The sequence below is a fragment of the Asanoa sp. NPDC050611 genome (genome assembly GCF_040654855.1).
Classification (GTDB): Bacteria; Actinomycetota; Actinomycetes; order Mycobacteriales; family Micromonosporaceae; genus Asanoa.
Genome location: NZ_JBFAIU010000106.1, coordinates 1 through 21,986, shown reverse-complemented (window position 1 = coordinate 21,986; position 21,986 = coordinate 1). Strand labels below are relative to the sequence as shown.

Here is a 21,986-nt window from a genome sequence, read left to right as displayed (position 1 = left end):
GCGGTCGCGTGGGCGCGGTGGCATAAGAGGGAGGAGAACGGCGGGATGGAGCCTCATCTGGCCTACCTGGACGCTGGGTCGGGCGCCCGCGGACCGGGCGGCCGCGGACGTCGAGCAGGCCGGTCTGCCGGGCCAGGATCTCACCGTCCTTGACCACGCGGACGATGTAGTGGCTGGCCTTGCGCAGGCCGCCGGAGGCCAGCACGTGGATCTCGCTCGGGTAGCCGTAGACCTCGGCGATCTCCCGGCGCAGCCGGCGGGCGACCGCGCCCGTATCGAGCTCGGCCTCGACCACCACCCGGCCCGAGACGATATGCAGGCCTCCGGCGAACCGCAGCAGCGCGGCCATCTCGGCCCGCCGGCAACACGGCTTGGGCACGTCGACCCGGCTCAGCTCGTCCTTGACCGCGGCGGTCATCGCCATAACTCTTCGTCACCTCGCGTGCCGGTCTCCGGCCCGAAGCCGGTGGGTTCTCACGTGCTTAACGACTGGCGCCCAGGACAGGCACCAGGGCCGCCCCGAGCGCTGCAGGATCATGCTTCGGGCTGCCGTCCGCAACGGCGACCGGGGCGAGCACCAGCCGCGCACCCAGCGATTCTGCCGCACGGCGGACGGGTTCGGGGTCACCGACGGCGGTCCCGTCGGCGAGAACGGTGTCAACTTTCAACTCGGGCAGGTACCACCGCAGGGCGGCCAGGTGATCAGCAGCCGACAGCCCCCACGTCTCGGGCTCGGCCGCGAGATTGAGGGTGACCAACCGCCGGGCGGGGCTCGCCACGATGGCCGCGGCCAGCTCCGGCACCAGCAGGTGCGGGATCACGCTGGTGTACCAGCTGCCCGGCCCGAAGATCAGCCAGTCGGCCGCCTCGACCGCGGCCACGGCCTCCGGACACGCGGGCGGGTCGGCCGGCGTGAGCCGGACCGCTTCCACGTGGCCGGCCGCGACCGCCACCGCGTGCTGGCCGACGACGGTGAGCAGCATGTCGGGCCGGCGCGGGTCGGCGCCCCGGACGTCGGCCTCGATGCCGACCGCCTTGACCGCCATCGGCAGCACGCGGCCGTTGGCGTCCACCATCCGCGCCGCGTGATCCAAAGCGGACACGGGGTCGCCGAGCTGCTCCATCAGCCCGACGAGTACCAGATTTCCGACAGTGTGGCCGTCGAGCGGGCTGTGGTCGCGGCCGTCCGGCGCGAACCGGTGCTGGAACAGCTCGGCGGTCTGCCGGGTGTCGGGGCGGTCGGCGGCCAGCGCGGCGATCGCCTGCCGCAGGTCGCCCGGTGGCAGTGCGGCGCGCTCGGCGCGCAGGCGGCCGCTGGAGCCGCCGTCGTCGGCCACGGTCACGACCGCGGTGATGTCGAGGTCCTCGCCGCAGCCACGCAGGGCGCGCAGGGAGGCGGACAGGCCGTGGCCGCCTCCGAACGCGACGACGCGCATCACTCGCGCCCCAGGTCGCGGTGCTGTGCCGAGGCGGAGACCCGCGCCTCGCGCAGCTTGGCGGCCAGCTCCTCGGCGATCGCCACGCTGCGGTGCTTGCCGCCGGTGCAGCCCACGGCCACGGTCAGGTAGCGCTTGCCCTCGCGCTCGAAACCCGGAGCGGTGCCGACGACCAGCCGCGCGTACGTCTCGACGAACGGCACCGCGCCGTGCTGCCCCAGCACGTAGTCGCTGACCGGCTCGTCGCGCCCGGTGAGGTCGCGCAGCTCCGGCACCCAGAACGGGTTGGGCAGGAAGCGGGCGTCCAGCACGAAGTCGGCGTCCGGCGGGAGGCCGTACTTGAAGCCGAAGCTGAGCACCGTCAGCTTGAGCCGGCGCGCGTCCTCACCGCCGAACATCTCCTCGACCCGCCGGCGGAGCTGGTTGACGTTGAGGTGGCTGGTGTCGATGATCACGTCGGCCTGCTCGCGGGCCTCCTCGAGCAGCTTGCGCTCGGCCGCGATGCCGTCGGCCAGCCGGCCGTCGCCCTGCAGCGGGTGCGAGCGGCGGACGCTCTCGAATCGCCGGATCAGCACGTCGTCGTCGGCGTCGAGGAAGACCACGTGCGGGTTGAAGCCCCGCTCGCGCAGCGCGTGCACGGCGCTGGTGAGGTCGGACGAGAACGCGCGGCTGCGCACGTCGAGCACCATCGCGGTGCGCCGCGCCGGGTCGCCGGCGGCGAAGGCCAGCTCGGCCATCTCCAGCATCAGCGCCTGCGGCAGGTTGTCGACGACGTAGAAGCCGACGTTCTCGAGGGCCCGCGCGACCGTGCTCCGACCGCCGCCCGAGACGCCGGTGACGATCACCAGCGTGGTGTCGGACCGGTCCAGCTCGTCGTGCTCGCGCTCACCCACGACGCGAAATCCTAGGCATCGCGGGAAACATCGGACCCATCGCCCTCTTCCGTCCCGTTGGCTGGTGTGGTGTTGCCGCCCAGGGCGGCCTTGATCGCCTCGGCCGTGCGCTTGCCGACGCCCTGCACCGAGGCGATCTCCTCGACCGAGGCGGCGGACAGTCGCTTGACCGAGCCGAAGTGGCGCAGCAGCACCTTGCGCCGGATCTCGCCGAGCCCGGGGATGCCGTCGAGCTGCGAGGCCGTCATCCGCTTCGAGCGGCGCTGCCGGTGGAACGTGATGGCGAAGCGGTGCGCCTCGTCGCGAGCGCGCTGCAGCAGGTAGAGGCCCTCCGACGTGCGCGACATGATGACCGGGAACTGGTCGTCGGGGACCCAGACCTCCTCCAGCCGCTTGGCCAGGCCGCACAGTGCGATGTCGTCGATGCCCAGCTCGTGCAGCACCGCGGCGGCCGCCTTCACCTGCGGCTCGCCGCCGTCGACCACGACCAGCTGCGGTGGGTACGCGAACTTCCGCGGCTTGCCGGTGCTGGGGTCGATCCCCGGCCGGTCGGGATCGATCTCCATCTCGTCACCGAGCTCGCCCGTCTCGGCCCGGGCGTCGAGGTAGCGGGCGAACCGCCGCCGGAGGACCTCGCTGATCGCCGACAGGTCGTCGGTCGCGCCCTTGACGATGAAGCGGCGATATTCACTCTTCCGGGCTAGCCCGTCCTCGAACACGACCATGCTGGCCACGACGTCGGTGCCCTGGATCTGCGAGATGTCGTAGCACTCGATGCGCAGGGGCGCGGTGTCCATGCCGAGCGCCTCGGCGATCTCCTCCAAGGCCTGGCTGCGGGTGGTCAGATCGGCGGAGCGCTTGAGCTTGTGGCGGGCCAGCGCCTCGTGCGCGTTGCGGGCGACGGTCTCCAGCAGCGCCTTCTTGTCGCCGCGCTGCGGCACCCGCATCGTCACCCGGCTGCCCCGGTGCTGGCTGAGCCAGTCGGCGAGCGCGTCGGCGTCGGCGGGGACGGCCGGCACCAGCAGCTCGCGCGGCACGTCGGTCTCGCCCTGCTCCCCGCCGTAGACCTGCGAGCAGAAGTGGTGCACGAGGTCGCCGGTCGTCAGATCCTCGGTCTTCTCCACAACCCAGCCCCGCTGGCCGCGGACCCGGCCGCCGCGGACGTGGAAGACCTGGACGGCGGCCTCCAGCGGGTCTTCGGCGAAGGCGACCACGTCGGCGTCGGTGCCGTCGCCGAACACCACGGTCTGCTTCTCCATCGCGCGGCGCAGGGCGGCCAGGTCGTCACGGAGCCGGGCGGCCCGCTCGAACTCGAGCTCCTCGCTGGCGGCCAGCATGTCGCGCTCGAGCCGCCGGATCAGGGTGTCGGTCTTGCCAGCCATGAAGTCGACGAAGTCCTCGACGATCTGCCGGTGCTCGGCCGCGGTCACCGACCCGACGCAGGGTGCCGAGCACTTGCCGATGTAGCCGAGCAGGCACGGCCGGCCGATCTGGCCCGCCCGCTTGAACACGCCCTTGGAGCAGGTGCGCGCCGGGAAGACCCGCAGCAGCAGGTCGAGCGTCTCGCGGATGGCCCAGGCGTGTGAGTAGGGGCCGAAGTAGCGGACGCCCTTGCGCTTGGCGCCGCGCATCACCTGCAGCCGCGGGAACTCCTCGTCGAGGGTCACGGCCAGGTAGGGATAGGACTTGTCGTCGCGGTAGCGGACGTTGAACCGCGGGTCGTACTCCTTGATCCAGGTGTATTCCTGCTGGAGCGCCTCGACCTCGGTGCCCACCGTGATCCAGTCGACCGACGCGGCGGTCGTGACCATCTGGCGGGTGCGCTGGTGCAGCCCGAACGGGTCGGCGAAGTAGGAGTTGAGCCGGCTGCGCAGGCTCTTGGCCTTGCCGACGTAGATGACCCGGCCGGTGGCGTCCCGGAACCGGTAGACGCCCGGAAGGTCCGGAATCGAGCCCGGCGGGGGGCGGTAGGACGACGGGTCAGCCACGGCGGCAAGCGTAACGCTCACCTCCGTCAAGATCGGTTGATCTTGGCGGCCGACCCGCCGTTCCTGCCGGTTGCCGGCTCAGGCCAGGACGATGTCGTCGCCCTTCACGGTGACCTCGCGCGCGGCGAGCGGCCGGGTGGCCGGGCCGTTGCGGGGCTCACCGCTGTCGAGGGCGAACTTGCTGCCGTGGCAGCTGCAGTTGATCGTGCCGCCCGCGACACTGGCGATCGGACAGCCCTGGTGGGTGCAGACCCCACGGAAACCGTGGAACTGCCCCTCGGTCGGCTGGGTCACCACCATCTCGCTCGCAGCGAATATCGCGCCGCCGCCGACCGGCACGTCGCTGACCTTGCCGATGACCTCGCCACCGCCGCCCGGCTCGTTGCCCCCGTCGGCCGGCTCCTCGGTCGGATCCGGGTTCTGGCCGGTCGCCGACCCGGACCCGGCCGGATCGTCACTGCCGCAGGCGGCCAGCACGGTCACGGCCCCCACCGCTCCCACACCGGCCAACAACGATCGCCGGCTCGTCACCGTCTCTTCCCTGTTCATCCGCTATGCCTCTCCTTGGCCGCACGGTCGGTTGAATGTTCAATTCCCCATCAGGCCACACGCAGGGTGGCCGCCCCCGGTTCACGACGCGCGGGTCGGGACATTTCGTCCGGCACGATACTGAGCCGACCTGGTGGCGGCCTGAGGTACCCACGCCGAGGAGATCCGGGATACGCACGGGCGCGCTACGTTGGGCATCATGCCGAAAGCGATCTGGAACGACCTGGTCATCGCCGAGTCCGCCGACACCGTGGTCGTGGAGGGCAATCACTACTTTCCGCGTACGGCCCTGCGGGACGACCTGATCAAGGACTCCGCCACGCACACGGTGTGCCCGTGGAAGGGCACGGCCTCGTACTACACCCTCGAACACGACGGCCGGACCAGCCGCGACGCCGTCTGGTACTACCCGGAGCCCCTGCCCGAGGCGGAGATGGTCCGGGACCGCGTGGCTTTCTGGAAGGACGTGAAGGTCGTCGACTGACCGTCACGCCACCGGCGCGCGCGCCGGATCCGTCGGGTCGATGGCCGCGTCGTCGAACCGCTGCTCCAGGGCCTCGGTGCCGTGCTCCCGACGGAACGTCTTCTCACTGGCCGTGATCGGCAACAGCCAGAGCAGCCGCGCGTGCCCGTCCGGCAGGTCGCAGCGCTCGAGGTCGGGCCCGTGCAGGTAGGGCAGGCTGACGAGCAGGTGGTCGCAGGTCGAGCCCGGCAGCCACGGCTCGCCGATCGGCAGCGTGTGCCAATGGTCGAGCCTGTGTGACGAGTGGTAGTAGGCGGTCATGGCCAGCAGGTCGACGACCCTGGGCTCGCGGTGCGCGGACGTCATCACGAACTCGAGGCCGTGACCGTCGTGGTTGACGGCCGACCAGCAACCGGCGCTGACGTAGGACCAGCGGCTCTCCCGCGGCCCAGGCCCGACCACCATGACCCGGAAGTCGGGCACCTTCCGGCGCCGGCGGAAACCGAGGTCGTACGCGACGACCTCGACCTCGTGCCCGGCGAAGAACCGCCGCACGTGCGCCTCGGTCGCCTCGACCGCCGCCAGTCGCCGCCGCCGCTCGGATGTCACCGACGTAGTCGACCATGGATCACCGCCGCTTGGAGCCCCGGGCCTGTCCGCACTGATGCCGGCTACGGACGTCCGCCCGGCTCGGCCGCGGCGAGGGCGCCGGCGATGGTGAGACCGCGGCCGTCGTCGGTCAGGGTCGCGAACTCCGCCTCCGGGAGCATCACTTTGACGCGCTCCAGGTTGCGGCCTTCCAGTTCGGACACCGATGGCCAGGGGGTTAGGCCGATCCTGTTGCGGATGCCCGCCGCCGCGCCCGTGAGGCGGGCCGCGAGGTGGTGGTCTCCGGTCGCCAGCGCGAGCGCGCTGTGCGCACCGACGCACCGCGCCAGGCCGTCGAGGTGGTCGATGGCGCGGTAGCAGTCGACGGCGTGCGCCAGCTCGGTGCGCGCCGCCTCGGGATCGTCGCGGAGCAGGGCGTCCATCGCCAGGCAGTAGTGGGCCTCGCCCCGCAGGTTCTCGTCGTCCAGCGCGCGGGCGATCTCCAGGGTCTGCTGGTGCAGTTCCTGGGCCCGCGGCAGCTCGCCGTCGATGCCGAGCAGCAGGCCGTAGTGCGACAGCACGTAGCCCGGCACGAGCGGGTCGTCGGCGTCGGCCGCCGCGGCCAGCGCCTCCTCGTAGTCCGCGCGGGCCGTGTCGTGCCGGCCGTGCGGCAGCGCGATCGCCCGGGCCGCGAGCAGCAGGGCGATCCGGGTCGGGGACTCGACCCGCCGGGCGACCGGCAGCATCTCGTCGACCAGGTCGCCCACCTCGGCGAACCTGCCGTCGTTGAGCAGCCGGCTGCCGGTCAGCCACTGCATCGCCAGGCGGTCGCGCTCGGTCCGCATGCCCGGCAGTGCCGCGATCCGCTGCCACAGCTCCGACGTCTGGCGCAGGTGACCACGGGCGACCATCCACACCCAGACACCGCTGAGCCCGCGTACGAGCGGACCAGGATCGCCACCGGCGCGGCCCACCCAGTCGATCACGACCTGCAGGTTGGGCAGCTCACTGTCGAGCCGGCGGAGCACCAGTTCGGTCGAGCCCAGGCGGGTCTCGGCCGAGTACAGGACGTCCAGGAGGTGCCGGTGCAGCCGGTCGAGAGCGCCGTCCGCCGGGTCCCGTCGCTGGGCCGCGAACCGGCGGATCGGTTCGAGCAGGGCGAACCCGCGCTGGCGGTCCGGACGCTCGGCCGGGCCGACCATGCTGCTGTCCAGCAGGCGCGACAGGTCGTCGATCACGTGGGCGTCGCCACCACCGACGGCGACCGCCGCGTCGACCGTGAACGGCGCCGCGAACACCGACAACTGGTCGAGGAGGCGCCGGGCCGGGGCGGTCAGCAGGTCGTAGCTCCAGGAGATCGTGCCGGTCAGCGTCTGCTGCCGATCGGGCAGGTCCACCAGCGCGCCGGGTCGGTCGAGGCGCTCGTACAGCTGGGCGAGCATCTGCTCCGGGGTCAGCAGCCGCATCCAGGCGGCCGCCAGCTCCAACGCGAGCGGCAGGCCGCCCAGCCGCCGGCACAGTTCGGCCAGCGCGGGTGCGTTGGCGGTCGTGAGATCGAACCCGGGAGCGACATCGCGTACGCGGTCGACCAGCAACCGCATCGCGGGCGCCGAGGCCACCTCGGCGATGTCGGCCCCGGCCCGCGGCACCTCCAGCGCGTCGACCCGGATCTCCCGCTCGCCGCGCACCCGCAGCGCCACCCGGCTCGTCACCAGCAGGTGCAGCCGCGGTGCCCGGCGCAGCAGCTCGGCCACCGTCGGCGCGGCCGCGAGCACCTGTTCGAAGTTGTCGAGCACGACCAGCCGGTGCCGGTCGGCGAGCGTCCGGTGCAGCGCGTCCAGCGGCCGCTCGCTGCCCTGCGGCACCACGCCGAGCGACGCCGCGATCGTGTCGGGGACGAGCCGGGCGTCGGTGGTCGACGAGAGGTCGACGAAGGCGACGCCGCCGCTCCAGTGTGGAGCGGTGCGCTCCATGGCGGCCATCGCCAGCCGGGTCTTCCCGATCCCGCCGGCGCCGGTCAACACCACGAGCCGCCGGTCCTCCGCGGCCACATCGTGGACGATCCGCTCCAGGTCATCGTCGCGCCCCAGCAGCCCTGTCGCGGGCGCGGGCGGGGCGGCGTGCGTTCCACCGGTCCCGGCCCCGATCCCGGATCCGGGCCGGCGGCCGTCGAACCGTTCCGCGAGCAGCGTCGCGAGGTCCGCGAGGACCAGCTCACGCAGGTCGTCGGCGTCGGTGAAGCGCTTGTAGGCCGAGTGCCCATCCGTCTTGATCTTCTCGATCATCCTGTTGAGCGCCGGATCGCGCGCGGGCGCCGGCGACTTGACGTAGAGGAGGCGCGGGATCGCGGTGGCCCGCTCGAACTCGTCCTCGAGCCCCGAGATGGTCATGCCGGGCCCGACCCAGCCGTAGGCCTCCGCGTAGATGCCGACGAAGATGTCGGAGTTGGCCAGGTAGGCGCGGTAGACCGCCTGCGCCGGATGCGGCCGGGCACCGGACTCGAACATCACGGGCGCAAGCCGCAACTGCTCGATCGCGTCCCGCGCCGCGGCACGCTCGGCGGCGAGCTCGACGAGGGTCGAGGACACGAAGACCCTCAGCCGCTGATCGGGCGTCCTGATGGCGGCGGACCACTCCGCTCCGACGTCGGCCATCCGAGTCCCCGCAATAGGCACGTGAGGCACGCATTTCGCACAAAGGCGCACAGGAAACGCTTACATCTGCTTACCGCCGCGAAATACAACGATACAAGCCCCGCCCCGGGGAACGGGCTCCTCGACGCAAGGCCGCCCGCGCACGGCCCGAACGCGCGGGCCACCCGCGGGCGAGCGAATCAGGCGGCTCAGCAGGCCGACTCTCAGCAGGCCGACTCAGCAGCCGGCTTCGAAGGTCGCCCGAGACGCGAGCCAGCCGAGACGGACAACGGCCCGAGACGGACAACGGCCCGAGACGCAGGACGGTCCGAGACGCAGGCCGGTCCGAGACGCAGGCCGCTCCGAGACGCACGGCGGTCCGAGACGCACCGCGGCCCGAGACGCACCGCGGCCCGAAGTGGAGGGCGGCCCGAGACGCGAGCCGCCCGGAGTGGAGGGCGGCCCGCGCATGCGGGCCGCCCGAACACTCAGCTCAGCCGCGCGTGCGGCTAGTGGCCTTCGACGCCGTGCGGGCGCGTGGGGCGGCGGCCTTCTTCGTCGGCTTCTCCTCCACCGGAGCCGCGGCCGTCGTCTTTGCGCGGCTATTGGTCGCCGCCTTGGTGGCCTTGGCCGCCGCCTTCGTGGCGGTGGTCTTGGCGGCTGTGGCCTTGGTCGCGGTGGCCTTGGCCGCAGCAGCCCGGGTCGCCGGCTTCGCAGCCGTGCCCTTGCCGTTGACGGCCTCGCCGTTGGCAGCCGCGGCCTTGCCGTTGGCCGCGGACGCCGCGCTGCCGTTGCCGGCGGTCGCCTTGCCGTTGCCGTTGGTCTTGCCGTTGCCGTTGGCCTTGGCCGCCCGGGCGATCGCCTTCTCCGAGCCCTTGGCCGGCCCCGTCAGCTCCAGCGTGTGGCGGAGGAACTGGCCCGTGGCGCTCTCCGGGACCTCGGCGATCTCCTCCGGCGTGCCGGCCGCGATCAGCATGCCGCCGCGGTGGCCGCCCGACGGGCCCATGTCGATGATCCAGTCGGCGGTCTTGATGACGTCGAGGTTGTGCTCGATGACGATGACCGTGTTGCCCTTGTCGACCAGGCTCTCCAGGACCTTGAGCAGCTTCCTTATATCTTCGAAGTGCAGGCCCGTGGTCGGCTCGTCGAGGACGTAGACCGTGCGGCCCGTCGAGCGCTTCTGCAGCTCCGAGGCCAGTTTCACCCGCTGCGCCTCGCCGCCCGAGAGGGTCGGGGCCGGCTGGCCCAGGCGGACGTAGCCCAGGCCCACGTCGACCAGGGTCTTGAGGTGCCGGTGGATCGCCGGGATGGCCTCGAAGAACGTCGACGCCTCCTCGATCGGCATCTCCAGGACCTCGGAGATCGTGCGGCCCTTGTAGTGGACCTCGAGCGTCTCCCGGTTGTAGCGGGCGCCCTTGCAGACCTCGCACGGCACGTACACGTCCGGGAGGAAGTTCATCTCGATCTTGATTGTGCCGTCGCCCGCGCAGTTCTCGCAGCGGCCGCCCTTGACGTTGAAGGAGAACCGGCCCGGGCCGTAGCCGCGGACCTTGGCCTCGGTCGTCTCGGCGAACAGCTTGCGGATGCTGTCGAACACGCCCGTGTAGGTCGCGGGGTTGGACCGCGGCGTGCGGCCGATCGGCGACTGGTCGACGCCGACCACCTTGTCGACGTTGTCGAGGCCCGTGACCCGCAGGTGGCGGCCCGGCACGAGCCGCGCGCCGTTGACCTGGTTGGCCAGCACCGTGTAGAGGATGTCGTTGACCAGCGTGGACTTGCCCGAGCCGCTCACGCCCGTGACCGCGATGAACTGGCCCAGCGGGAACGGCACCGTCAGGTTCTTGAGGTTGTGCTCGCGGGCACCGACCACGACGAGCTCCCGCCCGGCGGTCGCCGGCCGGCGGATCATCGGCGTCGGGATCTGCCGGCGGCCGGCCAGGTAGGCGCCGGTCACCGAGGCCTCGTTCTCGAGCAGGTCGTCGAACGAACCACTGTGGACGATCTCGCCACCGTGCTCGCCGGCGCCCGGGCCGATGTCGACGACCCAGTCGGCCGTGCGGATCGTGTCTTCGTCGTGCTCGACGACGATCAGCGTGTTGCCCAGCCGGCGCAGGCGGACCAGCGTCTCGATCAGCCGGTGGTTGTCGCGCTGGTGCAGGCCGATCGACGGCTCGTCGAGCACGTAGAGCACGCCCACCAGGCCGGAGCCGATCTGCGTGGCCAGCCGGATGCGCTGCGCCTCGCCGCCGGAGAGCGTGCCCGCCGGCCGGTCGAGCGACAGGTAGTCGAGACCCACGTCGACCAGGAACCGCAGCCGGGCGTTGATCTCCTTGAGCACCCGCTCGGCGATCAGCTTCTGCCGGTCGTTGAGCACCATGCCGCCGAGCAGCTCGGCGCAGTCGCCGACCGACATGCCGGTGACCTCGGCGATGTTGCGGCCGTCGATCGTGACCGCCAGCACCTCGGGCTTGAGCCGCGCGCCGCCGCAGACCGAGCACGGCACGTCGCGCATGTAGCCCTCGTACTTGTCGCGCGACCACTCGGACTCGGTGTCACCGTGGCGCCGCTCGATCCACTGCACCGCGCCCTCGAAGCCGGTGTAGTAGGACCGCTCGCGACCGTACTTGTTGCGGTAGCGCACGTGCACCTGGTCGTGCGAGCCGTAGAGGATCGTCTTCTGCGCCCGGTTGGACAGGGCGCGCCACGGCGTGTCGAGGTCGAAGTGCTCGGCGTCGCCCAGCGCCTGCAGCAGGCGCAGGAAGTATTCGAGCGTCTGGGTGGTCGCCCACGGCTGCACCGCGCCCTCGCGCAGGGTGCGCTCCGGGTCGGGGATCACCAGCTCCGGGTCGACCTCTTTCTTGGTGCCGATGCCGGTGCACTCCGGACACGCGCCGTAGGGCGAGTTGAACGAGAACACCCGGGGCTCGAGGTCCTCGATCGCCAGCGGGTGGTCGTTGGGGCAGGCCAGGTGCTCGGAGAAGACCCGCTCGCGGGTCGGCGAGTCGTCGGGCTCGTCGACGAACTCGAGCAGCACGACGCCGGCGGCCAGCCGCAGCGCCGTCTCGACCGAGTCGGTCAGCCGCTGCTTGGCGGAGCCCTTGACGGCGAGCCGGTCGACGACCACCTCGATGGTGTGCTTCTCCTGCTTCTTGAGCTTGGGCGGCTCGGTCAGCGGGTGCACGACCCCGTCGACCCGGGCCCGCGCGAAGCCCTTGGACTGCAGCTCGGCGAAGAGGTCGACGTATTCGCCCTTGCGGCCGCGGACCACCGGCGCGAGCACCTGGAACCGGGTGCCCTCGGGCATCGCGAGCACGCGGTCGACGATCTGCTGCGGGCTCTGCCGGGCGATCGGCTCGCCACAGACCGGGCAGTGCGGCTCGCCGACCCGGGCGTAGAGCAGGCGGAGGTAGTCGTAGACCTCGGTGATCGTGCCGACCGTCGAGCGCGGGTTGCGCGAGGTCGACTTCTGGTCGATCGACACGGCCGGGCTGAGACCTTCGATGAAGTCGACGTCCGGCTTGTCCATCTGACCGAGGAACTGCCGCGCGTACGAGGATAGTGACTCTACGTAACGACGCTGACCCTCCGCGAAGATCGTGTCGAACGCCAGGCTCGACTTGCCGGACCCGGAGAGCCCGGTGAAAACGATCATGGCGTCGCGGGGTAGATCCAGGTTGACGTCGCGCAGGTTGTGCTCCCGCGCGCCGCGCACGATCAGTCGGTCGGCCACAGCCCAGCCCACTCCTGACATGATGGAAGACCTGCAGAATCTCTGCCGTGGCAACTCTAGCCGCGGGGTATGACACTTTTCCGGGCCGCGGCATTCCCCAAACCGAGGGGATTGTCAGCCGCGCCATTCCCCCAAACAGGGGAGATCCTAGATGCCGGTGATTTCGGTCATTCCGGGTACACGATCCGCCCCTCCCATCACGTACCGTAGGGCGTCCGGCAATCACAGTGCGCCGGGTTCGTCGGCTGGGGCGGGCCCGCGTGCTCAGGGGGAAATGTGACAGCGGACCTGACGACGCGCGTGCCGGTGGCACCCGTCGAGGCGGCTACTCTCTGTGAGCATATTGCCACGCTCGCCCACGAGCGCGGCACCGGGTTCGCGGTCGCCCGCTTCGCGGTCTACGACTATCGCGAGATCCGCAGTTCCCTCGGCGCGCCCGCGGCCACCGAACTGCTCGACCGGATCAGCGAACGGATCCGCGGCCGGCTCGAACCCGCCGACGTCCTGTCCGTGCTGCCGGACGGCGACATGCTGCTGGTCCTCGACAACCCCGACGGGCTCGAGGATCGCCTCCACGACCTCGTCCGCGAGGGCAGCGGCTGGACCAGCTCGGTGTACGGGCAGCTCAGCGCCGGTGCCGCCGAGGCGCTTCCGCACGACGACGCCGAGACCCTGCTCTCCCGCGCCAGCCTCGCGCTCGAGGAGGCCGGCCGCCACGCACCCGGCTCCGTCACCGTCTGCGCCACGAGCATGCTGACCAACGCCCGCCAGCGCGTCTCCCTCGACGTCGACCTGCGCCGGGCCGTCGAAGGTGACCGGCTGACCGTGCACTACCAGCCGGTGGTGGCGCTGCCCGGCGGCCGGATCGTCGGCTACGAGGCCCTCGCGCGCTGGCCCGACCAGGAGCGCGGCTGGGTCTCCCCCGACGCGTTCATCCCGGCCGCCGAGCGCAGCGGTCTGATCGGCGACATCGGCCTGCGGGTGCTCCGGCGGGCACTGCGCGACAAGCGGCGCTACGGCGCCTGCCGCAGCAGCTGGATGTCGGTCAACGTGAGCGCCGTCCAGCTCGACGACGCGGCGTTCACCCGCAACGTGCTGCGCGCCCTCGACCAGTCCGGCGTCTCCCCCGACGAGCTGCGGGTCGAGGTCACCGAGTCGGCGCTGCTGGCGTCCGCCCGGTCGCGCGCCCAGCTCATAGAGCTGCGCCGGGCCGGCATACGCGTGCTGGTCGACGACTTCGGCACCGGGTTCTCGTCGCTGGCCAGCGTGCGCCGGCTGCCGATAGACGGCATCAAGATCTCCCGTGAGCTGCTGCACGACGACGAGCCCGGCATGCCCGACCCGACCGTGGTCCGCGCGGTTCGCCTGCTTGCCGCGGGCGCGGGTGTCACGGACATCATCGCCGAGGGCGTCGAGAGCGCGCTGGAGGTACGCACCCTCTCCGCCCTCGGCATGCCGTACGCGCAGGGTTTCCATCTCGGTCGTCCCGCGCCCGCGTCGCGCGCGCTGCGCTGGCCCGGCCAGCTCGCCACCGCCTCCGCGAACTAGGCGCCGATCCGGTCGAGTTCCGCGACCGCGTCCGCCGGCAGCTTCAGGTCGACCGCGGCCAGGTTCTCGCGCAGGTGCGCCACGGACGACGTGCCCGGGATGAGCGCCATCGTCGGCGACCGCTGCAGCAGCCACGCCAGGGCGACCTGTTGCGGGGTCGCGTCCAGCCGGGCCGCGACATCACTGAGAGTGTTCGACTGCAGAGGGCTGAAGCCGCCCAGCGGGAAGAAACCGACGAACGCGAGGTTCTCCGCGGCGACCAGGTCGACGAGGGCGTCGTCCGCCCGCTTCGCGACGTTGTAGAGGTTCTGCACCGCCACGACCGGCACGATCGACTGCGCCTCGCGGAGCTGGCCGACGGTCACGGTGCTGAGCCCGATGTGCTTGATCAGACCCTGTTCGCGCAGCTCGGCGAGCACGCCCACCTGCGCCGCGATCGGCTCGTCGCGGGCCTCCTCGACGCCGCCGACCCGCAGGTTGACCAGGTCGAGCGTGTCGACGCCCAGGTTGCGCAGGTTGTCGTACACCTGCGCCTTGAGGTCCTCGGGATGCAGCGACTGCATCCACCGGCCGTCGGGCGCGCGCCGGGATCCGACCTTGGTGGCGATGACCAGATCATCCGCGTACGGGTGGAGAGCCTCCCGAATCAGCCGGTTGACCACGACCGGGCCGTAGTAGTCGCTTGTGTCGATGTGGGTGACACCGCTCTCGACCGCCTCGCGGAGCACGGCGATCGCCTGTGCCCGGTCCCGCGGCGCGCCGAACGCGTTGGGGCCGGCCAGCTGCATGGCGCCGTACCCCATCCGGCTGATGATCAGGTCGTCGGCGAGGCGAAGGACGCCTCCGTTGTGCGCTGTTGTCGTCATGCCCACGACCGTGCCGCGGCCGGCACCCGACAGGCAGAGTCGCGCTGTTCCTGGGTGTGTGGGGACCACCTGCCGCGCGCGGAATCGACCTATCGTCGGTTTCGTGGAGACCAGCAACGCGCTCGGCGACTTCCTGCGGGCGCACCGCGAGCGGATCACGCCCGAGGAGGTGGGCCTCGGCCGCGGCGTCGGCGTGCGCCGGGTGCCCGGCCTGCGCCGCGAGGAGGTCGCGATGCTGGCCGGGATCAGCGCGGACTACTACCTGCGGCTCGAGCAGGGCCGTGACCGGCACCCGTCGGTGCAGGTGCTGGACGCGCTGGCCCGGGTGCTGCGGCTGGACGCGGACGCCACCGCCTACCTGATCGGCCTGAGCCAGCCCAGCTCGCGCACCGTCGCCGCGCGCACCACGGCCATCCCCGAGAGCATCCGGCACCTGCTCGACGAGCAGACGTCGCCGGCGCTCGTGCAGACCCGCTGGCTGGACGTGATCGCCGCCAACCGGATGGCGCCGGCGCTCTCGCCCAACCTCTCCCCCGGCGTCAACCGCCTGCGCGCGGCGTTCCTCGACCCGGCCGAGCGGACGTTCCACCGCGACTGGCCGGAGGCGGTCGCGCACGCGGTGGCCGGCCTGCGCGCCGACGCGACCGGGCATGGCGACGACCCGCGACTGGCCACACTGGTCGGTGAGCTGTCGCTGAAGAGCGAGGAGTTCCGCCAGCTCTGGGCCCGGCACGACGTGCGCCGCCCGGAGGGCCGGTTCAGCCTGCTGCGGCATCCCGAGGTCGGCGACCTGGACCTCTACGCCGACAAGCTGACCATCGGCGGCACCGACGGCCTGGTGCTCAACATCTACCACGCGGAGCCGGGCACCGAGTCGGCCCGCTCCCTGGCCCTGCTCGGCTCACTGGCGGCTTCCGCTTAGTTCCGTTTCGTTCGCGCCCGACCTTCGTACACACAGGTCGGGGCATTTCCATGTCTTGACTTCCCACATAGTCAAGCGTAAACAAAGACGAAACAAAATGATGCGGAGGCAAAGCCACATGTACGCGGAGGAGCGGCAAGAGGAGATCCTGCGGCTCGCCCGTGCCCAGGGGCGGGTCGACGTGACCGCGCTGGCCGACGGTTTCCAGGTGACCGCCGAGACGATCCGCCGCGACCTGACCGTGTTGGAACGGGCCGGTGTCCTCCGCCGCGTGCACGGCGGTGCGATCCCGGTCGAGCGGATCGGCTTCGAGCCCGCGCTGGCCGCCCGCGACTCCGTGCTGATCACCGAGAAGGAGCGGATCGCCAAGGCGGCCCTGGCCGAGCTGCCCGACGAGGGCGCCGTGATCCTCGACGCGGGCAGCACCACGGCCCGGCTGGCCCACGCGCTGCCGACCGACCGCGAACTGTCCGTTGTGGTCAACTCGCCGGTGCTGGCCACGGTCCTCGGCACCCGGGCCAACCTGACCGTGCTGCTGCTCGGCGGCCGGGTCCGTGGCAAGACGCTGGCCACCGTCGATGACTGGGCACTGCGCCCGCTCGCCGACATGTACGTCGACGTCGCGTTCATGGGCACCAACGGCTGCTCCGTCGAACGCGGCCTGACCACACCGGACCCGGCGGAGGCGACCGTCAAGCGGGCGATGATCGCCGCGGCCCGCCGGGTGGTCCTGCTGGCCGACCACACGAAGATCGGCAACGACTACCTGGCCCGGTTCGGCGCCGTCGGCGACCTCGACGTGCTGATCACCGACACGGGCCTCGACGCGGAGCTGGCGGGCGACGTCGAAGCCGCCGGCGTACGGGTGGTCCGCGCATGATCGTCACCGTCACCCTCAACCCGAGCCTCGACCGCGCGATCGAGATCGACCACCTGGCCCGGGGCGACGTGCTCCGCGCGCGGTCGGGCCGGCTGGACCCGGGCGGCAAGGGCGTCAACGTCTCCCGGGCGCTGCTGGCCAACGGCATCGCGTCGCGGGCGGTGCTCCCGTGCGGCGGCGACGAGGGCGCCCAACTGGTCCGCCTGCTGGCGGCGGAGGGCGTCGACCTGGTGGCCGTGCCGATCGGCGGCCACACCCGCTCCAACATCACCCTCGCCGAGCCCGACGGCACGGTCACGAAGGTCAACGAGCCGGGCCCGTCGCTGTCCGCGGTCGAGTTCGACGCGGTGACGGGCCAGGCGCTGGCCGCCGCGGGCACCGCCGGCTGGGTGGTGGTCTGCGGCAGCCTGCCGCCGGGCGTGACACCGTCGGCCTTCGGCCGGCTGTGCCGGCGGATCGTGGCGGCGGGCGTCCGCCTGGCGGTGGACACGAGCGGCCCGGCCCTGCGCGCGGCGGCGGAGGCGGGCGCACACCTGGTGAAACCGAACCGCGAGGAACTGTCCGAAGTGGTCGGCCACCCGCTGCCGTCCCTGGCGGACGTGGTCGACGCCGCGCACCGGGTACGCACCTGGGGCGCGGGCGCGGTCCTCGCCAGCCTGGGCGCCGACGGCGCGATCCTGGTCACGGGGGAAGCGGTCGTCAGCGGCGCGGCGGCGGTCCCGGCGCCACGCAGCACGGTCGGCGCCGGCGACGCGCTGTTGGCCGGCTTCCTGGCGGCCCTGACCCGGTCGGGCGACGTTGCCGGACCGGTCGGGAGTCTCGAAACCGCCGGCATCTCGGCGTCGACCGCGAACGATCCCGGCAGCACCCAAGAACCGGCGATCGACGGAGCCGGCGCGGGAGGCGCAACCGCCGACGGCGGCGTCAAAGGCCGCGGTGGCTGGGGCCGCGGCAGCACCGCCCCGACCACGACCAGGCGCAGCGACATCGGCGGTCGCGCCGCGACCGGGACCGACGTCGCCGGCTCCGCCGACGGCGGCAACCTCGGCACCGCAGCCGGCGACGGTGCTGGTCACGGCACCATCGGCACGACCGACGCCGACCCGGGCGGTGGTGCGGGTGACCGCGCCGCCGGGGTCGGTGAGCGTGACGCGGACGTGACGGTCGCCTCAGGGAAGACCGGGCGGCCCGTGCTCATGGCCGCTCTTGCGGAAGGGCTCGCGTGGGGTGCCGCGGCGGTCAGCCTCCCCGGCTCCCGGATGCCGCGGCCCGAAGACCTGCGGCGGGACGCCGTCGTGATCCATCCCGATTCCGACATCGTCCGGGTCCCTGGTTCCGCCGGGACTCCGGATTCCTCCCCTACCCCCGAAGGGAGCGTTCGGTGACAACTACCGAGGAACGCGGCTACACGCCGGCGGTGCAGGGCACCGGGTTCCGTGCCACCGTGCAGCGGTTCGGCGGCAACCTGGCCGCCATGATCATGCCTAACATCGGCGCGTTCATCGCGTGGGGGCTGATCACCGCGCTGTTCATCCCGACCGGCTGGATACCGAACGACGACTTCGGTCAGCTGGTCAACCCCATGATTTTCTTCCTGTTGCCCATTCTCATCGGCTACACCGGTGGCCGGCTCGTGCACGGGCAGCGCGGCGCCGTGGTCGGTGCCGTGGCCACCGTCGGCGTCGCCGTCGGGGCCGGTGCCGTCATGGGCACCGAGCTCGAGAACGCGTCACCCATGTTCCTCGGCGCGATGATCATCGGTCCGGCCACCGCCTGGCTGCTCAAGCGGTTCGACGCCCTCGTCGAGGACCGGATCCGGCCCGGGTTCGAGATGCTGGTCAACAACTTCTCCGCCGGCATCATCGGCGGTGGCATGGCGTTGCTCGGCGCCTGGGCGATCGGCCCCGTCATGCGTACCGTCACCAACGCCGCCGGCGACGCGGTCAGCTGGCTCGTCGACCGCAACCTGTTGCCGCTCGCGTCCGTCCTGGTCGAGCCGGCGAAGGTGCTCTTCCTCAACAACGCCATCAACCACGGCGTGTTCGGCCCGCTCGGTGTCTCCGAGGCGGCCGAGACCGGCAAGTCCATCCTGTTCATGATCGAGTCGAACCCGGGCCCCGGCCTCGGCCTGCTGCTCGCGTTCTTCTTCTTCGGCCCGCGCAACCTGCGCGCCACGACCCCCGCCGCCATGATCATCCAGTTCCTCGGCGGCATTCACGAGATCTACTTCCCGTACGTGCTGATGAAGCCCCGCCTCATCATCGCGATGATCGCCGGCGGTGCGGCCGGTGTCGGCACCTTCATGATCACCGGTGCGGGGCTCACCGCGACGCCGTCGCCCGGCAGCATCTTCGCCTACTTCGCGGTGACGCCGCGTGGTGGCTACGTGCCGATGCTGCTCGGCATCGTGATCGCGGCTGCCGTGACGTTCGCGGTCGCGGCCGTGCTGCTCGGCTTCGGCCGGCTCGAGCCCAAGGAGGACCCAGAGGTCGCCGACGGCGATGCGGCCGCCGTACCCCCGGACGCCGATCCGCAACCCGGTACCCAGCCGGAACCGGCACGCGAACCCGCCGGTGTCGCGGCGGAACGCACCACCGCTTGACCTTTTACGACCCAGAAGGGCGGCAACCGTCATGGCCAACATCAAGGGCAGCGACATCCAGAAGGTCGTCGTGGCCTGCGACGCCGGCATGGGCAGCAGCGTCATGCTCGCCAGCCAGCTCCGGCGCCAGCTCAAGAAGCACCGGGTCACCGTCGAGCACACCCCGGTCAACTCGATCCCGGCCGACGCCGACGTGGTGGTCTGCCACGCGGGCCTGGCCGACCGCGCCCGCGGCAGCGCGCCGGGCAAGGTGATCGTTCCGGTTCAGGTGTTCATCGGCGACCCGGCCATCACGCGGCTGGTGAAGGTCGTCGAGTCCGGCGGCGAGCTCGATGGCTGAGGGCCTAGGCGCGCTGCTCGACCCGGGCGCCATCCGGCTCGCCGAGACCGCCGCCGACCGCGACGCCGCCATCCGGCGCTGCGGCGAGGTGCTGGTTTCGGTCGGGGCGGTCACGCCGGCGTACGTAGCCGCGATGCTCGAACGCGAGCAGTCCGTCTCCACGTACGTCGGCGAGGGTGTGGCGATCCCGCACGGCACCCTCGCCGGCAAGGAGACCGTGCTCCGCGACGCCCTGGCCGTGCTGCGCTTCCCGGCGGGCGTCGACTGGGGCGGGCAGCCGGTCACGGTCTGCGTCGCGATCGCGGCCCGCGGCGACGGGCACGTCGAGGTGCTCGGCGAGCTCGCCCAGATCCTGCTCGACCCGGACCGGGCCGCGGCGCTGCGCGCGGTCACCGACCAGGACACGGTCTACGACCTGTTGACCCCGATCGAGGAGACGGCATGAAGGTCGTGCGCTTCCACGCGCCCGGCGACGTACGCATCGAGGACGCCCCCGAACCCACCCGCACCGGCGGCGACGTGCTGATCCGGGTGCACAACTGCTCGACCTGCGGCACCGACGTGAAGATCTTCAAGTTCGGGCACCACCACATCCGGCCGCCGCGGGTGATGGGCCACGAGATCGCCGGTGAGGTCGTCGACGGCGGCGACACCGGCTGGCAGGCCGGCGACCGGGTGCAGGTGATCGCCGCGATCCCCTGTGGACAGTGCGGCGAGTGCCGCCGGGGCCGGATGACCGTCTGCCCCAACCAGGAGTCGATGGGCTACCACTACGACGGCGGCTTCGCCGAGCTGATGCTGGTCCCCGCCAAGGTGCTCGCCGTCGACGGTCTCAACCGCATACCCGAGTCCATCGGGTACGCCGAGGCGTCGGTCGCCGAACCGCTCGCGTGTGTCCTCAACGGACAAGAGCTGGCCCGGGTCGGCGAGGGTGACGACGTGGTGGTGATGGGCGCCGGCCCGATCGGTTGCCTGCACGTGCGGCTGGCCCGCGCCCGCGGCGCACAGCGGGTGTTCCTCGTCGACCTCAACCCGGACCGCCTGGCGCTGTCCGCCGCGCGGGTGCGACCGGACGCCGCGATCTGCGGCGCCGACACCGACGTGGTCGACGAGGTACGCAAGCTGACCGACGGCCGCGGCGCCGACGTGGTGATCACCGCGGCGGCCGCGAAGGCGGCCCAGGAGCAGGCGTTCGCGCTCTGCGCCCGGCAGGCCCGGATCAGCTTCTTCGGCGGGCTGCCCAAGGACGACCCGGTGATCCGGGTCGACAGCAACCTCGTGCACTACCAGGAGCTGACCATCGTCGGCGCCAACGGTTCGAGCCCGGCACACAACCGGCGGGCCCTGGACCTGATCGCCTCCGGCGCGGTGCCGGTCGCCGACCTGATCACCCACCGGCTCCCCGTGACGGCGGCGCTGGAGGCGTTCGACGTCGTCGCCCGCGGTGCCGCCATCAAGGTCACCATCGAGCCCTGAGGAGTTGCCGCCATGCCGTCCCGCACCGTGACCGTCGGCTCGCGTACCGGGCTGCACGCCCGTCCGGCCGCCCTGTTCGTCGCCGCGGCGGGCGCCGCGCCGCTGCCGGTGAAGATCAATGTCGAGGGCCGCAAGCCGGTGCCGGCCAACAGCATGCTGTCGGTGCTGTCGCTGGGCGCCAGATGTGGCACCTCGGTGACCATCTCCGCCGAGGGCGACGGCGCGGACGCGGTGCTCGACGACCTGGCGGCGCTGCTCGCCCGGGACCTGGACGCGGACGAGGTCGGTTCCGATGGCTGACCCGGCCGTGCACCCCAGCGCGGAGCCGTTGCACGGGATCGGGGTCTCCCCCGGTTTCGCGGCCGGTCCGGTCTGCCGGGCCGGCGCGGCGCCGCGGCTGCCCGTCCCGCGCGCGGTGTCCGATGTCGAGGCCGAGCTCGCGGGGGCGGCGGCAGCCCTGCGCGCGGTCGCGGACGAGCTGGGCCGGCGCGCGGACGCCACCCCCGACGCGACCGCGGCCGAGATCCTCCGCGCCCAGGTGATGATGGCCGAGGACCCGGTCCTCGACGAGGCGGTGGCCGACGCCATCCGGGCGGGTTCGGACGCGCCGCACGCGATCGACGCGGCGTTCGCCGTGCACCGGCAGGCCTTCCTCGACGCCGGCGGATACCTCGCCGAGCGGGTCGCCGACCTCGACGACCTGCGCGACCGGGCCGTGGCGGTCTCGTGCGGGCTGCCGATGCCGGGGATTCCGTCGCCGGGCCACCCGTTCGTGCTCGTGGCTGCCGACCTCGCGCCCGCGGACACGGCCGGTCTCGACCCGTCGGTCGTGCTCGCGCTGGTCACGGAGGCCGGCGGACCGACCAGCCACACGGCGATCCTGGCGCGGTCGCTGGGCGTCCCGGCGGTGGTCCGCTGCGGCGGGGCGGCCGGGTTGCGGGACGGGATGGTGGTGGCGGTCGACGGCGCGGCCGGCGCGGTGCGGGTCGGCGTCGACGAGGCGACGGTTCTCGACACGCGGCGGCGGGAGCAGGATCGGCGCTCGCGTGCGGCGGCCTCGTCCGGCCCGGGC

The 21,986-nt window shown here is 72.1% G+C and carries 19 protein-coding genes and 1 pseudogene; 11 read left to right on the top strand and 9 right to left on the bottom strand.

From position 1 onward, the window contains the following. The 5 genes from whiA to AB0H87_RS18350 all read right to left on the bottom strand — a co-directional run. A partial coding sequence (gene whiA, locus AB0H87_RS18370; RefSeq protein WP_360146435.1) for a DNA-binding protein WhiA occupies window positions 1-424 on the bottom strand: 424 nt, incomplete at its 3' end. Window positions 425-482: 58 nt separating this feature from the next. After that, window positions 483-1,436 (bottom strand): uridine diphosphate-N-acetylglucosamine-binding protein YvcK, encoded by a 954-nt coding sequence (gene yvcK / locus AB0H87_RS18365; RefSeq protein ID WP_360146432.1) that lies wholly within the window; start codon window positions 1,434-1,436, stop codon window positions 483-485. Continuing rightward, window positions 1,436-2,329 (bottom strand): RNase adapter RapZ, encoded by an 894-nt coding sequence (gene rapZ / locus AB0H87_RS18360; protein WP_360146429.1) that lies wholly within the window; start codon window positions 2,327-2,329, stop codon window positions 1,436-1,438. Before rapZ ends, yvcK begins: the two co-directional genes overlap by 1 nt. 11 nt (window positions 2,330-2,340) lie before the next feature. After that, the gene (gene uvrC, locus AB0H87_RS18355) at window positions 2,341-4,317 is read right to left on the bottom strand and encodes an excinuclease ABC subunit UvrC (RefSeq protein ID WP_360146426.1); all 1,977 of its coding nucleotides are present in this window, start codon (window positions 4,315-4,317) and stop codon (window positions 2,341-2,343) included. A gap of 78 nt (window positions 4,318-4,395) precedes the next feature. After that, the gene (locus AB0H87_RS18350; RefSeq protein WP_360146423.1) at window positions 4,396-4,866 is read right to left on the bottom strand and encodes a Rieske (2Fe-2S) protein; all 471 of its coding nucleotides are present in this window, start codon (window positions 4,864-4,866) and stop codon (window positions 4,396-4,398) included. Window positions 4,867-5,065: 199 nt separating this feature from the next. Between AB0H87_RS18350 and AB0H87_RS18345 the strand changes: the two genes are divergently transcribed. Continuing rightward, window positions 5,066-5,350 (top strand): DUF427 domain-containing protein, encoded by a 285-nt coding sequence (locus AB0H87_RS18345; RefSeq protein ID WP_360146420.1) that lies wholly within the window; start codon window positions 5,066-5,068, stop codon window positions 5,348-5,350. A 3-nt stretch (window positions 5,351-5,353) separates the two neighbouring features. On the opposite strand, the gene AB0H87_RS18340 is transcribed toward AB0H87_RS18345, so the two are convergent. The 3 genes and pseudogenes from AB0H87_RS18340 to uvrA all read right to left on the bottom strand — a co-directional run. Beyond that, entirely contained in the window at window positions 5,354-5,938 is a 585-nt protein-coding gene (locus AB0H87_RS18340) for a suppressor of fused domain protein (protein WP_360146417.1), read from the bottom strand. A 62-nt stretch (window positions 5,939-6,000) separates the two neighbouring features. Then, window positions 6,001-8,571, bottom strand: a complete 2,571-nt coding sequence (locus AB0H87_RS18335; protein ID WP_360146414.1) for a DUF4062 domain-containing protein — start codon at window positions 8,569-8,571, stop codon at window positions 6,001-6,003. An 811-nt stretch (window positions 8,572-9,382) separates the two neighbouring features. Then, window positions 9,383-12,280, bottom strand: a pseudogene (gene uvrA / locus AB0H87_RS18330) (excinuclease ABC subunit UvrA); the annotation flags it as partial. 276 nt (window positions 12,281-12,556) lie between these two features. On the opposite strand from uvrA, the gene AB0H87_RS18325 reads away from it, so the two are divergent. Beyond that, window positions 12,557-13,828 (top strand): GGDEF domain-containing phosphodiesterase, encoded by a 1,272-nt coding sequence (locus AB0H87_RS18325; RefSeq protein ID WP_360146411.1) that lies wholly within the window; start codon window positions 12,557-12,559, stop codon window positions 13,826-13,828. On the opposite strand, the gene AB0H87_RS18320 is transcribed toward AB0H87_RS18325, so the two are convergent. Beyond that, the gene (locus AB0H87_RS18320) at window positions 13,825-14,694 is read right to left on the bottom strand and encodes an oxidoreductase (protein WP_360146408.1); all 870 of its coding nucleotides are present in this window, start codon (window positions 14,692-14,694) and stop codon (window positions 13,825-13,827) included. The genes AB0H87_RS18325 and AB0H87_RS18320 overlap by 4 nt on opposite strands. A 103-nt stretch (window positions 14,695-14,797) precedes the next feature. On the opposite strand from AB0H87_RS18320, the gene AB0H87_RS18315 reads away from it, so the two are divergent. The 9 genes from AB0H87_RS18315 to AB0H87_RS18275 all read left to right on the top strand — a co-directional run. Beyond that, window positions 14,798-15,616, top strand: coding sequence for a helix-turn-helix transcriptional regulator (locus AB0H87_RS18315; RefSeq protein ID WP_360146405.1), 819 nt, complete (start codon window positions 14,798-14,800; stop codon window positions 15,614-15,616). 118 nt (window positions 15,617-15,734) lie between these two features. Further along, on the top strand, window positions 15,735-16,496 hold the full coding sequence (locus tag AB0H87_RS18310; RefSeq protein ID WP_360146438.1) for a DeoR/GlpR family DNA-binding transcription regulator: 762 nt from the start codon (window positions 15,735-15,737) through the stop codon (window positions 16,494-16,496). Then, window positions 16,493-17,881 carry a 1-phosphofructokinase family hexose kinase gene (locus tag AB0H87_RS18305; RefSeq protein WP_360146402.1) on the top strand — a complete coding sequence of 463 codons (1,389 nt, stop codon included), beginning with the start codon at window positions 16,493-16,495 and terminating at the stop codon, window positions 17,879-17,881. Before AB0H87_RS18310 ends, AB0H87_RS18305 begins: the two co-directional genes overlap by 4 nt. Further along, window positions 17,878-19,098, top strand: coding sequence for a PTS mannitol transporter subunit IICB (locus AB0H87_RS18300; RefSeq protein ID WP_360146399.1), 1,221 nt, complete (start codon window positions 17,878-17,880; stop codon window positions 19,096-19,098). The genes AB0H87_RS18305 and AB0H87_RS18300 overlap by 4 nt, the downstream gene beginning before the upstream one ends. A 31-nt stretch (window positions 19,099-19,129) precedes the next feature. Then, a complete protein-coding gene (locus AB0H87_RS18295) occupies window positions 19,130-19,438 on the top strand; it encodes a PTS lactose transporter subunit IIB (protein ID WP_360146396.1) in 309 nt (102 codons plus the stop codon). Further along, window positions 19,431-19,883: a PTS sugar transporter subunit IIA gene (locus AB0H87_RS18290; RefSeq protein WP_360146393.1), complete on the top strand. Its 453-nt coding sequence runs from the start codon at window positions 19,431-19,433 to the stop codon at window positions 19,881-19,883. The genes AB0H87_RS18295 and AB0H87_RS18290 overlap by 8 nt, the downstream gene beginning before the upstream one ends. Further along, window positions 19,880-20,914, top strand: coding sequence for a zinc-dependent dehydrogenase (locus AB0H87_RS18285; protein WP_360146390.1), 1,035 nt, complete (start codon window positions 19,880-19,882; stop codon window positions 20,912-20,914). The genes AB0H87_RS18290 and AB0H87_RS18285 overlap by 4 nt, the downstream gene beginning before the upstream one ends. Window positions 20,915-20,926: 12 nt before the next feature. Then, window positions 20,927-21,214 (top strand): HPr family phosphocarrier protein, encoded by a 288-nt coding sequence (locus AB0H87_RS18280; RefSeq protein ID WP_360146387.1) that lies wholly within the window; start codon window positions 20,927-20,929, stop codon window positions 21,212-21,214. Then, window positions 21,207-21,986, top strand: a 780-nt coding sequence (locus tag AB0H87_RS18275; protein ID WP_360146384.1) for a PEP-utilizing enzyme, incomplete at its 3' end; no start/stop codon positions are given. The genes AB0H87_RS18280 and AB0H87_RS18275, both read left to right, overlap by 8 nt.

Coding starts and splice junctions, on each gene's coding strand:
- AB0H87_RS18320 (WP_360146408.1), bottom strand. CDS start 14,694: ATGACGACAACAGCGCACAACGGAGGCGTCCTTCGCCTCGCCGACGAC.
- AB0H87_RS18345 (WP_360146420.1), top strand. CDS start 5,066: ATGCCGAAAGCGATCTGGAACGACCTGGTCATCGCCGAGTCCGCCGAC.
- AB0H87_RS18285 (WP_360146390.1), top strand. CDS start 19,880: ATGAAGGTCGTGCGCTTCCACGCGCCCGGCGACGTACGCATCGAGGAC.
- AB0H87_RS18310 (WP_360146438.1), top strand. CDS start 15,735: ATGTACGCGGAGGAGCGGCAAGAGGAGATCCTGCGGCTCGCCCGTGCC.
- AB0H87_RS18290 (WP_360146393.1), top strand. CDS start 19,431: ATGGCTGAGGGCCTAGGCGCGCTGCTCGACCCGGGCGCCATCCGGCTC.
- AB0H87_RS18295 (WP_360146396.1), top strand. CDS start 19,130: ATGGCCAACATCAAGGGCAGCGACATCCAGAAGGTCGTCGTGGCCTGC.
- AB0H87_RS18305 (WP_360146402.1), top strand. CDS start 16,493: ATGATCGTCACCGTCACCCTCAACCCGAGCCTCGACCGCGCGATCGAG.
- AB0H87_RS18280 (WP_360146387.1), top strand. CDS start 20,927: ATGCCGTCCCGCACCGTGACCGTCGGCTCGCGTACCGGGCTGCACGCC.
- AB0H87_RS18350 (WP_360146423.1), bottom strand. CDS start 4,866: ATGAACAGGGAAGAGACGGTGACGAGCCGGCGATCGTTGTTGGCCGGT.
- yvcK (WP_360146432.1), bottom strand. CDS start 1,436: ATGCGCGTCGTCGCGTTCGGAGGCGGCCACGGCCTGTCCGCCTCCCTG.
- AB0H87_RS18335 (WP_360146414.1), bottom strand. CDS start 8,571: ATGGCCGACGTCGGAGCGGAGTGGTCCGCCGCCATCAGGACGCCCGAT.